The organism is Arthrobacter sp. UYEF21 (assembly GCF_040546085.1).
Taxonomy (GTDB): domain Bacteria; phylum Actinomycetota; class Actinomycetes; order Actinomycetales; family Micrococcaceae; genus Arthrobacter.
This window is the reverse complement of the sequence record NZ_JBEPNF010000005.1, coordinates 55,747-67,644: the sequence shown is the minus strand read 5'-3', so window position 1 is coordinate 67,644 and position 11,898 is coordinate 55,747. Positions and strand designations below refer to the sequence as shown.

The window sequence follows — 11,898 nt, the reverse complement described above, 5'->3', positions numbered from 1 at the left end:
GGGCTGGCCCGCCTGCGGGGGCGAGCGGTGCTGCTGGGCGGCACGTTCCGGGCCGGCGAATTGGATGGTGTGTGGCAATTGAGTTCGGAATTCCCATGGAAAGGACAGAGACATGATCACGCTGCCCACACTGGATGACGAGCCGCTGGTCCGCTCCGGGCTGCGGGCCATTATCGAAGGGGCAGGGGACTTGACGGTTGTGGGGGAGGGCGCCGATGGGGCGGAAGTCCCGGCCTTGGTCGCGCGGCTTCCTCCGGATGTGGTGCTGATGGATGTCCGAAAGCCGCTGGTGGACGGTATCCAGGCCACCCGTGCGCTGCTTGGTGACGGTGCCCGCAGGGACGCCCCCAAGGTCCTGGTACTGACCACCTTCGGCAGCGTCGACTACGTTTATGAAGCCCTAAGGTGCGGAGCTGCGCGCATTCTGCTCAAGCGTTCACGGCCGGAGGAAATCATCCAGGCCGGGCGGACTGTAGCGTCGGGCGGAACAACGCCGAGATCGCGTCGGCCCTGTACTTGAGCCAGGAAACGGTCAAGACCCAGTCGCCTCGCTGCTGGCCAAGCTGCGGGTGCGTGACCGCATGCAAGCGGTGATCCTGGCTTCATCAAGCCCGGGGGCCGTCCTGGCGGCCGGGCCGGTGCCCGACGCGTCGAGCCACGGCGAACCTGGGATTAGCTGGCCGGGGATTCGGTGGATGCCGCGGCTGTGGTTTCCTTGTCCGGCAGCGGCTGTGGGTTGCGGAACGCGTCTGTGATCAGCGGCGCGACCAGACCGATCTGCCACTCGCGGGCACCCAGGGAGCGGAGTTCGGCGGCCACCGTTTCTTCGTTGAGGTCCGACGGCGGACGCCACGTCACGCGACGCAGGTAGTCCGGGGTCAGCAGATTTTCCATTGGCAGGTTCAGCTCTTCGGCCTTGGCCTGCAGTAGCGGCCGCGCGGTGGAGAGGCGCTCGGCGGCCTCGGGATCGCGGTCAGCCCAAATACGCGGCGGGGGAGGGGCGTTGGTGGGCAGGTGCAGCGGCGGAAGTTCCTCGCGGTCCCTGGCTGCCGCAATGCACCGAAGCCACCGGGGCGCTTCGCGCTGTGCGGCCCGGCCGTGGAAACCCTTGGTACCTAGAAGTTGGGGCACGGTGGCGGGCATAGCTTTGGCCGCCGATACCAGGGCGGAATCAGGAATCAGCCGGCCCGGGGCAACGTCACGCTTCTGCGCCAGCGAATCGCGCTCCAGCCATAGTTCACGGACCGCCGCCAGCTGGCGCCGGTCGCGGATCTGATGCAGGCCAGAGGTTTTCCGCCATGGGTCAATCCGTGGCGGCGCCACTCCGGCGGCGAGGATCGCGGCAAATTCCTGTTCCGCGTAGTCCAGCTTGCCGTCCGCCTGGAGCAGTTCGACGAGTTCTTCGCGCAGCTCCGTCAGGACTTCTACGTCCAGGGCGGCGTAGCGCAGCCACGGCTCAGGCAGGGGCCGGGTGGACCAGTCCGCGGCAGAGTGTTCCTTGGCCAGGCCGAAACCCAGCAGCTGTTCGATGACGGCGGCCAGCCCAACGCGCGGCAAGCCAGCCAGCCGTGCGGCCAGCTCCGTGTCGAAAAGTTTGTCCGGCCACATGCCAAGTTCCAGCAGGCACGGAAGGTCCTGGCTGGCCGCATGCAGGATCCATTCCACCCCTTGGAGCGCATCGTTGATGATGGCGAGGTCCTCGAACGCTTCAGGGTCGATCAGCCAGGTACCGGAGCCCTCGCGGCGGATCTGGACCAGAAACGCGCGCTGGCCGTACCGGAACCCTGAAGCACGCTCGGCATCAACCCCCGCCGGTCCTGTTCCGGCGGCGATGGCAGCCGCGCACCGCTCCAGCCCGGACTGGGTTTCGATGACCAGCGGCACGCCGTCGCGGGGTGCATCGAGGTCTATGACAACGGGGACCTGGCTGTCGAAGCCTTCCACCGTGATATGGGAAGTGGTTTCAGCAGCCGGAGCGCCGGCCGTGGTGTTATCCGGAATGTGAGGGGTCATGGTGCCTTCAGTTTACCGACAATGGGCGGTCCTAGTTCCGGCGGCGGCGCGGAAGGGCGGAGACGCCGTCGGGCAGCGGCGGAAGGCCGGCGAACGTGCAGACCATGTCCGACCACGCCTCCAGATGTGCAGTGACGTCCGAGGACGCCGGCGTCCAGGAGGCGCGCAGCTCAATATCGATCGAGCCGGGCCGTTCCGAAAGTGTGCCAAAGCTCTCCGACAGGACCCGGGTGGCAGTCCCGCCGGCCGCCCGGTAGGGGGCCTTATGGTTTTCGAGGGCTTCAACCAGCCAGGTCCAGGCCACCGTGCCGAGCATCTCGTCATTGCCCATTTCGGGCTCAAGCTGGGCCCGGATGTAAGTGACAATGCGGAATTCACCGTCCCAGACCGCGGAGCCTTCGGGGTCGTGCAGCAGGATGAAGCGGCCCGTGGCCAGTTCGGTGTCGTCGCTGTCCTCGGTGCCGGACGCGGCGGCCAGTGCCATGGCCGCCGGGCCATGCACGGGGGTGGTGGCGCTGCCGGGACCGGGCGCCATCACCTCGGCTCCGAGTGCCACGGCGTACGGTGCCAGCCGCGCCGGAGCCGGAATCTCCGCCAGGCGCAGTTCACCGCGGCATTGGGCCTTCCTGAGGGTTCCCAAGGCGTTGAGAAATTCCGGGGGAACCTGGGCTAGTGCGTTCACCCTCGCAGATTACGCAACAGCAGCGGGCAGGCAGGGCAGGCTCGCCGTCGGCCGGTCCATGCTATGTGGCCGCCTTGCCCTCAGGATGGGCCGCAAGTTCCCGGCGGATCGCGGCCACAAACGCATCGATGTCCGCCTCGCTGGTATCAAAGGAGCACATCCAGCGGACCTCACGGGCGGCTTCGTCCCAGTCATAGAAGCGGAACGACTCCCGCAGCCGGTCCGCCGCCCCGGCCGGCAGGACGGCGAATACGCCGTTGGACTCCGTCTTCTGGGTGGGCTCCACGCCGTCGATCGTCTCCACAGCAGCCCTAAGGCGGGCGGCCATGGCGTTGGCGTGCGCTGCTGAACGCAGCCATAGGTCGCCTTCGAGCAAGGCGATGAACTGTGCCGACAGAAAGCGCATTTTGGAGGCGAGCTGCATGTTCATCTTCCGCAGGAACACCAGGCCATGGGCCGCTTCAGGGTTCAGTGCCACCACCACTTCGCCGTAAAGCAGTCCGTTCTTGGTGCCGCCGAAGGAAAGGATGTCCACGCCGGCGTCGCGTGTGAAGGCCCGCAGGGGCACGCCCAGGTGGGCAGCCGCGTTCGCCAGCCGTGCGCCGTCCATGTGGACTTTCATGCCCTTGGCGTGGGCATGCTCGGCGATCGCGCGGACTTCGTCGGGGGTGTAGCACGTGCCCAGTTCCGTGGTCTGGGTGATGGAGACGGCCAGTGGCTGCGCCCGGTGCTCATCGCCGAAGCCCCACGCTTCGCGGTCAATCAGATCCGGCGTGAGCTTTCCGTCGGGGGTTGGGACCTGCAGCAGCTTCATGCCGCCGATGCGTTCGGGGGCACCGTTCTCGTCCATGTTGATATGTGCGGTCGACGCGCACACCACAGCGCCCCAGCGGGGGAGCAGCGACTGCAGAGACAGCACGTTGGCGCCCGTGCCGTTGAAAACCGGGAAGCATTCGATGCCGAAGCCGAAGTGTTCTTCCATCAGTTCCTGCAGGCGGGCCGTGTACTCGTCCTCGCCGTAGGACACCTGGTGGCCCTCGTTGGCTGCCGCGAGTGCGGCCAGGACCTCCGGGTGGACGCCCGAGTAGTTGTCCGACGCGAAGCCGCGGACATCGGGATCATGCAGCCGTGCGGTGGCGGTGTGGGTCGGGGCGGCGGCGTGTGCCGTGGTTGTCATTGCTTTGCTCACGTTCTCAGTCTAAGGAGGTCGGGTCCGGGGTGGCCGGGTCCCGGAAGCAGGGGCCAGGTTAAAGCCTCAGGCGCCGGCCATTCAGCTCGGCTGCGGGGCGGCTGAAGAGTCCGACGACGGCGGCCGCCAGGTCCTCGACGTCGGTGGCCCCGGCGAAGGTCCGTTCCGGGTGCTCCTGCCGCAGATCAGCGTCCACCAGCGACTTCACCACCAGCACGACGGCGGCGCCGCGAAGCTCCCTGCCCTGGCCAGCGGCCGAGCGGGCCAGGCCTTCCGCCGTGGCCATCGTCCAGGCTTCCGCGGCAGCCTTGGCCGCCACATAACTGGCGGCCGCCGCCGTCGGGTTCTCCACCGCGGTGGAGGATACGATGGCAAACCTGCCCGTCGCGGAGGCAGCCAGGTCGTCAAAGAAGACCCGGGACACGTTCCGCACCGTGGTGACGGCGCCGCTTTCCAGGAAGTCCCAGTCGGCGTCGCTCTGATCTGCAATGCCTTTCGCGCCGCGCCAGCCGCCCACCAGGTGGATAACGGCGTCGACCGCTCCCGCTTCCTGCCCAACGGCCTCGCGGAGGGACCGGACAGCGGACAAATCCGAAAGGTCGCACGCCAGGGGAGTGACGCCGTCGCCCGCTTCTGCAGCAGCAGCTTCGATCCTTGCCCGGTCGGAGCCCACGGTGAAGACGCGGAATCCCGCCTCCTGCAGGGCCCGTGCCACCGCGATCCCGGAGGGTCCGCTGCCGCCGGTGACCAGTACCTTTAAGGGTTGACTTTCCCTCCCGGTCCGGTTCATAGGGCGGTGGTTCCGGTGATACCGGCGGTTGACTCGATGACGGGGCGCATTTTCTTCTCCAACGCCTCGTAGAACATGGACAGCGGGAATTCGTCGTCCAGTACCTGGTCCGTCAGCCCGCGCGGGGGACCGGACACCGGGAGGGCGTCCGGGCCCTTGGCCCAGACTGATGCGGGGCTCGGTGTGACGGTGGCGGAAATCAGCTCATAGGCAGCAAGCCAATGGGCTGTCTTGGGCCGGTCGATGGAGCGCCAGTAGAGGTCGTCGATGGCAGATCCGAGCGCGATCACAGCATCCGCCACCTGGTCCCAGTCGATACGGAGCCGGGTGTCTGTCCAGTGGAGGACGTGGTGCTGGTGCAGCCAGGCAAAGAGCAGCTGGCCACCGAGCCCGTCGTAGTTGCGCACACGGCTTCCGGTGATCGCAAAGCGGAAGATCCGGTCGAAAATGATGGCGTACTGCACCAGCTTCGCGTGCCGGCGCGCTTCGGGCCGGGCGTCGCCGTCACTTTCGATCCGGACGGACTCCCGGAACGCGGTGAGGTCACAGCGGAGCTCCTCCAGCGAGTACAGGAAATAAGGCATGCGCTGTTTTATCATGAACGGGTCGAACGGCAGGTCGCCGCGCATGTGGGTCCGGTCATGGATCAGGTCCCACATCACAAACGTGGTCTCGGCCAGTTCCTGGTCCGCCAGGAGCTCCACGGCCCCTGCCGGCAGGTCCAGGGTGGTGACGTCCGCAGCGGCCCGCAGGACACGGCGGAACCGGGCAGCTTCACGGTCCGCGAAAATTGCGCCCCAGGTAAAGGTGGGCGTTTCCTGCACCGCCACCGTTTCCGGGAACAGCACGGCGGAGTTGCTGTTGTAGCCGCGGGTGAAGTCCAGGAACCGAATGGGCACAAAGAGTTTGTTGGAGTAGTCGCCGGCCTCCAGCTCGGCTACGAAGTCGGGCCAGATGACCTCTACGAGGACGGCTTCCACCAGCCTGCTGCTGCTTCCGTTCTGGGTGTACATGGGAAAAATGACAACGTGCGCCAGCCCGTCCTGGCGCTGCAGCTGCGGCTGGAAGGCCAGCAGCGAGGACAGGAAGTCCGGCATGCCGAAGCCGGCCCTGGCCCAAGCCTCAAAGTCCGCGACCACCGCGTCAAGGTAGGTCGAGTCGTGCGGGAAGAGCGGCGCCAGTTCTGTGACGGCCCCGGTGATGGAAGCCACTTCGAGGGCAGCGGCAGCGTGGTGGTCCGGGTCAGGCACGGCACCGTCCTGGCCCTGCAGCGCCTGCAGCGCTTCGGCGGCGGTCCTGAGCTGGAGCCAGGCGGGAACTTCGGCGGTGATTCGGGAGGGGGCGCCGGTGATGGTGACGGTCATGTGCGACTGCCTTTCTCGTTGCTTGGGCATCTACGGCGAGCGTAGCAAGCAACCAGAGTCCCTAACTCAAATTATGCCTAAGCCTAAGATAATCTCGTGCTCAGTGTGCCCTTAGACAGCCCGAGATGCGGTCAGACCCTTGGTTGGCAGGATCAGGACTCGGCGGAGCTGTCGCCGTCCGCACCGAGGGGCATGAGCTTCAGGGACACGGAATTGATGCAGTAGCGCTGGTCAGTCGGGGTCCCGTAGCCCTCGCCCTTAAACACGTGGCCAAGGTGGGAGTCACAGCTCGCGCACCGTACTTCCACCCGTTCCATGCCAAGGGTACGGTCGTGGATGTAGCGGACGGTACCGTCGGCCAGCGGTGCCCAGAAGGACGGCCAACCGCAGTGGGAGTCGAATTTCTCGTTGCTCCGGAAGAGCTCAGACCCGCAGGCGCGGCATTGGTAGACCCCCTCTGTGTGGATGTCCACGTACTCGCCGGTGAAGGGGCGCTCGGTTCCCGACTGCCGCAGTACGTGATACTCCTCGGGTGTCAGTTCCTGCCGCCACTCGTCATCCGATTTCCGGACGGCGGGTTCCGGCCCGCCGGCGGCGGCGTCCAAGGACGATGCGGGGATCGAATCGGTGGCTTTGTTCCCGAAAACGCTCTTTCCAAAGATGCTCATAGTCTGCTCAACGCTCAGGAGTCGCCGATAAATCCCGAACCGGCATACAGGTGCAGCACGGGGAGGCCCAGCTCGTCCTGGGCCTTGTTGGCCCAGTCCGTATGGAACGTGTCCGCAACCGCATGGGGCCGGGTGATCACTACCGCCTGGGCTGCGCCGAGCTGCTTGACCTTGGCTACAAGGCCGTTGACGGCGCCGCCATCCACCACTTCGCCAGTGACTCCGCTGCCCAGCCCTTCCAGGGCTGCCAGCGAGACGGCGAGTGTCTCGGCGGCCTCGGCCCGTTCAGCACCGGGGTCCGGTGCTTGGGCGGTCAGCTCGCGGAAGGCCTTGGCAACATCCAGCAAGGAAAGATTCTCGAGGAAATCCACCAGCAAATGCCGCTCGGTGTTTCCGGGGACCAGCAGGACAAGGGGGGTGTCTGTACCGTCCACCAGCCGTTGTATGTTGACGCGGTCATCCGCACCCAGGGGCTCTTCAGTCAAAATGACGATTGGATCGCTCATGGCATCAGCCTAGTCGTGCGCACGGGCCACTGCACTTATTTGGGCCGGACCGGCGGTGAGGCGTCCGTTGCAGCATCCCCGCGGAGCCAACCGGATGGGGCGCCACGGGCACTGGAAATAGGGCCAACACGCCCGCGGCGGTAAGAATGGTTCCATGGCACCTTCCACACGAACTCCAACGGCGATCCCTCCGGTGCAGGCTGACGGCCGCATGTCGCTCCGTGCCAAGTGGGCCCTCGGCGGCGTCATTGGTGGCGGGGCCCTGGCCGGCATGCTGGCGACGGGCTCCTCCGCCCTCGCCCTCTATTTTGCCCGCCGCGTCATCACTCCGGTCCGGCAGCGGGCATCCGACCAGGAAGTCCTGGCTGTCATCCGCGACGGCGAAGGAACGAAGGTTATTCTGGCCGCCACGCCCGAGACCACAGTGGAGGGTGTCTACGGCTTCTTTTTCGACGGCGGCAAAGGGCACGCACGGATCGGGCGGATCGTGTCCTACGCGCCGGCCGACGGCACAGTCCTGCGGGAGGTGGAGGCCGTCTACGCCGGCGACTTCGACACCGCCCGCCGCGGGTGGTGGAGCGGGGCGCTCTATCCGGATCCTGCTGCCGCGGGGATCGCGGCCGAGGACGTGGTGATCGAGGTCGACGGCGGCCAGGCGCCGGCGTGGCTGGTGCGGGCAGAGGGTTCTGCCCGGACCTGGGCCCTTATGGTTCACGGCCGCGGGGCAACCCGCCAAGAGGCGCTGCGCGCGGTGGCTCCTGCGCGGGAACTGGGGCTGAGCAGCCTTCTGGTCTCCTACCGGAACGATGGGCTGGCCCCTTCTGCCGAGGACGGCCGGTACGGCCTGGGTTCCACGGAATGGCACGACGTGGAAGCCGCCATGGACTATGCCTTGGCCAACGGTGCCGAGGAGATCGTGCTTTTTGGTTGGTCCATGGGTGGCGCCATTTGCCTGCAGACGGCCGATCTGTCGCGCCACCGCCAGCTGATCCGGGCGATGGTCCTGGACGCGCCAGTCATTAACTGGGTGAATGTGTTGGCGCACCACGCGCAGCTGAACAGGATTCCGTCCCTGGTGGGCCGCTATGGGCAACTGATGCTGGGCCACCCGTTGGGCCGCAGACTGACCGGGCTGTCCGCACCCGTGGACCTCAAGGCCATGGACTGGGTGGCGCGCGCCGTGGAGGTCCGGACTCCCACTCTAATCATCCACAGCGTGGACGACGAATACGTTCCCTATGAGCCTTCGGCCCTCCTGGCTGAACGGAATCCGGGCATGGTCACGTTCGAAACGTTTAACGGTGCCCGCCACACCAAGGAATGGAACGTGGATCCGGAGCGCTGGGAAAACCTCGTCAAAGCGTGGCTCCGGTCCCAGCTTGCACCGCGCGCCAATCCCGGCCAGCGCCAGGAGTAGGAACGCGGCTAGAGCGTGCGCGTGCCGATTGGGGCGGTCACCGCGGACGTCAGCCGGATAAGGTCGGCTGGGGCCAATTCGATGTCCAGGCCGCGTTTGCCCCCGGAAACCAGCACGGTCCCGAGGCTGAGGGCACTGCCGTCAATCACTGTTGGTGATGCCTGGCGCTGGCCCAGCGGCGATATCCCGCCCAGGACGTAGCCTGTGCGGCGCTCGGCGGCCGCCGGGTCTGCCATGGAAGCCTTCTTGGCTCCCAGTGCCGCGGCGAAGGCCTTGAGGTCCAGGTTTCCGCTGACCGGCACCACTCCCACCGCCAGCCGGCCCTCCACTTCGACCATAAGGGTCTTGAAAACCTTCTCCGGCGCGATGCCCAGGGCTTCGGCAGCTTCCGTGCCATAGCTGGCCGCGGCGGTATCGTGGACATACGGATGCAGCGCAAAAGGAACGCCGGCCGCAGTCAATGCTGCAGTTGCCGGCGTTCCCTGCGAAGAGTTTTTGCGTCCCATCATGGTCAGCCTGGGTCAGGCACTTAGGCCTTGAGCCGGGCTGTGCTGGAAAGCTTGCGCTTGATGCGGCCCAGCATGGCGGCCATGCCCCGCATCCGCAGCGGTGTGATGGCCCGGGTCAGACCCAGCAGCTCAGGCATGTCGTCCGGAACAGCCAGGATTTCCGCAGCGCTGAGACCGTCGAGTCCCTCGTGCAGCACCCCAGCGAAACCCCGCGTGGTGGGGGCTTCCGGCGGCGCTTTAAAGTAAAGGCGAACGGCATCGGCCGGGCCGGCGTCGTTCTTTTCCATTTCGATGGTCAGGAACAGAGGCGACTGGCATTCCACCACCTGTTCCAGGAGTTCTGGGTGGTCCTTCAGCCGGTCCGGCAGCTCCGGCAGCTCACGCGAAAACTCAAGCAGCAACTGAAGCCGCTCGGGCTCGGTCAGCGCCTGGAAGTCATCTACGATTTCCGCCAGCGCGGCGGGCAGGTCATGTGTAGTCATTTGTTCCAGCTTACGCCGGGACCGTCCCGCGCTCCGCGCCCTTGACTATGGGTGCACGGACTGCGTTGCCCCACTCGGTCCAGGAACCGTCGTAGTTGCGGACGGTGTCAAAGCCGAGCAGGTACTTGAGGGCAAACCAGGTGTGGCTTGACCGCTCGCCGATGCGGCAGTAAGCCACCACGTCATCGCCCGCCACCAGCCCGGCCTCGCCGAGGTACAGGGCCTCCAGTTCGTCGCGGCTGCGGTAGGTTCCGTCCGAAGCTGCGGCGCGGGCCCACGGAATGGATGCTGCGGTGGGGATGTGGCCGCCGCGGAGGGTGCCTTCCTCCGGGTAGGCCGGCATGTGAGTCCGCTGGCCGGTGTATTCCTCGGTGGAGCGGACGTCGATAAGCGGCTTCCCGAAGTGCGCCAGCACGTCTTCCTTGAAGGCGCGGATCGGTGCGTCGTTACGCTCCACCACCGGGTAGTCGCCGGGAGCAGGCGCGGGCCGTTCGGTGGTGAGTTCCCGGCCTTCGGCGATCCACTTGTCACGGCCGCCGTCGAGCAGCCGGACGTCCTCGTGGCCAAAGAGGGTGAAGACCCAGAGAGCGTAGGCGGCCCACCAGTTGGACTTGTCGCCGTAGATGACCACCGTGGTGTCACGGGAGATGCCCTTCGAAGCGGCCAGGGCAGCGAAGGCTTCGCTGCCCACGTAGTCGCGGGTCACTTCGTCGTTAAGGTCGGTGTGCCAGTCAACCTTGACGGATCCTGGGATATGGCCCGTCTCGTAGAGGAGGACATCTTCATCGGATTCGACCACTACGAGCTTGCCGTCCGCAACGGCGCCTGACGCCAGCGCGGAGGCAAGCCATTCAGTGGACACCAGTCGCTCCGGATTGGCGTAGGCGGCGAACTTCTCGTTCTGTTCAACGGCGTAGGACATGGTGATGGCCTTTCATCGAGGCGTGCGGCGGATCTGCACATATGCAGTGGAAACCTCCTTCCACCCTAGCCACGGCACGCCCCCGTGTCCGCTCCGTGTTAACAGGGGGACATATGCTCTTTGTCACGCCAGGGTCATAGACGGCAGCCCGGCGGGGGAGGCCCGGGCCATTGCCGGTATCCTTTCTGGGGACATCCCACCAGCAGAACGGACCACCTTGGTACAGATCGAACAGCTCGCCGCACGCACTCCGGCGGTGTCGGTGGATGAGCTCCTCAAGGGCTTTTTTCCTTCGCCGAGGTTTGGCCAGGTCTCCTTTGCCAGCTACCGGCCGGACCCCAACCAGCCCTCGCAGGCCGGGGCGGTCAAGGCGCTGGAAGCGTTCGCCGCCGGTGTCGGAGCAGGCGACGGCGCCGGGCTGTTCAAGAAGCTCTTCGCCAAGAAGGTCGAAACAAGGGCAGGGATCTACCTGGATGGTGGATTCGGCGTGGGCAAGACCCACCTGCTGGCTTCACTCTGGCACGCCGCCCCTGGCTCGAAGGCGTTCGGCACCTTTGTGGAATACACCAACCTGGTGGGCGCCCTGTCCTTCCGCAAGACTGTTGAGGCCCTTAGCCACTACAAACTGGTGTGCATCGACGAATTCGAGCTCGATGATCCTGGCGACACAGTACTGATGTCCCGTTTGATGCGTGAATTGGCCGACGCCGGCGTCAAACTTGCTGCGACATCCAACACCCTGCCGGGCTCGCTGGGTGACGGTCGATTTGCCGCCGTCGACTTCGCCCGTGAGATCCAGGTCCTGGCGGACCAGTTCGATGTCATCCGCATCGACGGGGAGGACTTCCGCCATCGAGGCCTGCCGGCCGCCCCGGCGCCGCTGAAAAACAGCCAGCTCTCGGCCCAGATGAAGGCCGAGTTTGACGGCAAGACGGTGGCCCAGGATGAATTCGGCGCACTGATCGGACACCTCGCCGGTGTGCACCCGAGCCGGTACAGGCAGCTCATCGACGGCATCGACGGTGTGGTGTGGCGGAACGTGGAAACCATCACCGAGCAGGCCGTTGCCCTGCGCTTTGTGGTCTTGGCGGACCGCCTCTACGACAAGGATGTGCCGATCCTGGCCAGCGGGGTTCCCTTCGACCAGCTGTTCACCGAGGAAATGATGCAGGGCGGGTACACCAAAAAGTATTACCGTGCCGTGTCGCGCCTGACGGCCCTCGCACGCGAGGGCCAGAACCACGAACCGTCCTAGGCTTGGTGCGGCCGCCCTGTTGGCAGGGCACGGCCTTCCCCGCCGGATGGACTATTTCCCGTGGCGTTCCCCTCGGGAATGGACCATCTCACGGGGAAAGC

Annotated in this window: 13 protein-coding genes; 3 read left to right on the top strand and 10 right to left on the bottom strand. The window is 66.0% G+C overall.

The window, feature by feature from the left end; genetic code table 11:
• Positions 1 to 112 precede the first annotated feature (112 nt).
• Complete coding sequence (locus ABIB27_RS07665; protein ID WP_354216664.1) at positions 113 to 520, top strand: response regulator; 408 nt, start codon at positions 113 to 115, stop codon at positions 518 to 520.
• Between the two features lie 152 nt (positions 521 to 672).
• Here the strand turns inward: ABIB27_RS07665 and ABIB27_RS07660 are convergent, their stop codons facing one another.
• The 7 genes from ABIB27_RS07660 to ABIB27_RS07630 all read right to left on the bottom strand — a co-directional run bounded on the left by ABIB27_RS07660 (position 673) and on the right by ABIB27_RS07630 (position 7,212).
• Positions 673 to 2,013 (bottom strand): HRDC domain-containing protein, encoded by a 1,341-nt coding sequence (locus ABIB27_RS07660; RefSeq protein ID WP_354253753.1) that lies wholly within the window; start codon positions 2,011 to 2,013, stop codon positions 673 to 675.
• A 31-nt stretch (positions 2,014 to 2,044) separates the two neighbouring features.
• A complete protein-coding gene (locus tag ABIB27_RS07655; RefSeq protein ID WP_354216666.1) occupies positions 2,045 to 2,695 on the bottom strand; it encodes a DUF3000 domain-containing protein in 651 nt (216 codons plus the stop codon).
• A gap of 61 nt (positions 2,696 to 2,756) precedes the next feature.
• Entirely contained in the window at positions 2,757 to 3,872 is a 1,116-nt protein-coding gene (locus tag ABIB27_RS07650) for a threonine aldolase family protein (protein WP_354216703.1), read from the bottom strand.
• 70 nt (positions 3,873 to 3,942) lie between these two features.
• A complete protein-coding gene (locus ABIB27_RS07645; protein ID WP_354216667.1) occupies positions 3,943 to 4,674 on the bottom strand; it encodes an SDR family NAD(P)-dependent oxidoreductase in 732 nt (243 codons plus the stop codon).
• Complete coding sequence (locus ABIB27_RS07640; RefSeq protein WP_354216668.1) at positions 4,671 to 6,038, bottom strand: DUF6421 family protein; 1,368 nt, start codon at positions 6,036 to 6,038, stop codon at positions 4,671 to 4,673. The genes ABIB27_RS07645 and ABIB27_RS07640 overlap by 4 nt, the downstream gene beginning before the upstream one ends.
• A gap of 152 nt (positions 6,039 to 6,190) precedes the next feature.
• Positions 6,191 to 6,706, bottom strand: a complete 516-nt coding sequence (msrB, locus tag ABIB27_RS07635) for a peptide-methionine (R)-S-oxide reductase MsrB (protein WP_354216669.1) — start codon at positions 6,704 to 6,706, stop codon at positions 6,191 to 6,193.
• Positions 6,707 to 6,720: 14 nt separating this feature from the next.
• Complete coding sequence (locus ABIB27_RS07630) at positions 6,721 to 7,212, bottom strand: hypothetical protein (RefSeq protein WP_354216670.1); 492 nt, start codon at positions 7,210 to 7,212, stop codon at positions 6,721 to 6,723.
• Between the two features lie 154 nt (positions 7,213 to 7,366).
• Here ABIB27_RS07630 and ABIB27_RS07625 point away from each other — a divergent pair, with 154 nt between their 5' ends.
• The gene (locus ABIB27_RS07625; protein ID WP_354216671.1) at positions 7,367 to 8,629 is read left to right on the top strand and encodes an alpha/beta hydrolase family protein; all 1,263 of its coding nucleotides are present in this window, start codon (positions 7,367 to 7,369) and stop codon (positions 8,627 to 8,629) included.
• A gap of 8 nt (positions 8,630 to 8,637) precedes the next feature.
• Here the strand turns inward: ABIB27_RS07625 and ybaK are convergent, their stop codons facing one another.
• From ybaK to ABIB27_RS07610, 3 genes are read right to left on the bottom strand one after another with little or no spacing between them, the layout of a single operon-like run.
• Positions 8,638 to 9,135 (bottom strand): Cys-tRNA(Pro) deacylase, encoded by a 498-nt coding sequence (gene ybaK, locus ABIB27_RS07620; RefSeq protein ID WP_354216704.1) that lies wholly within the window; start codon positions 9,133 to 9,135, stop codon positions 8,638 to 8,640.
• A 23-nt stretch (positions 9,136 to 9,158) separates the two neighbouring features.
• Positions 9,159 to 9,620 (bottom strand): SufE family protein, encoded by a 462-nt coding sequence (locus ABIB27_RS07615; RefSeq protein ID WP_354253752.1) that lies wholly within the window; start codon positions 9,618 to 9,620, stop codon positions 9,159 to 9,161.
• A 10-nt stretch (positions 9,621 to 9,630) separates the two neighbouring features.
• A complete protein-coding gene (locus ABIB27_RS07610) occupies positions 9,631 to 10,542 on the bottom strand; it encodes a sulfurtransferase (protein ID WP_354216673.1) in 912 nt (303 codons plus the stop codon).
• A 217-nt stretch (positions 10,543 to 10,759) separates the two neighbouring features.
• On the opposite strand from ABIB27_RS07610, the gene zapE reads away from it, so the two are divergent.
• Positions 10,760 to 11,797 carry a cell division protein ZapE gene (gene zapE / locus ABIB27_RS07605; protein WP_354253751.1) on the top strand — a complete coding sequence of 346 codons (1,038 nt, stop codon included), beginning with the start codon at positions 10,760 to 10,762 and terminating at the stop codon, positions 11,795 to 11,797.
• Positions 11,798 to 11,898: the final 101 nt, after the last annotated feature.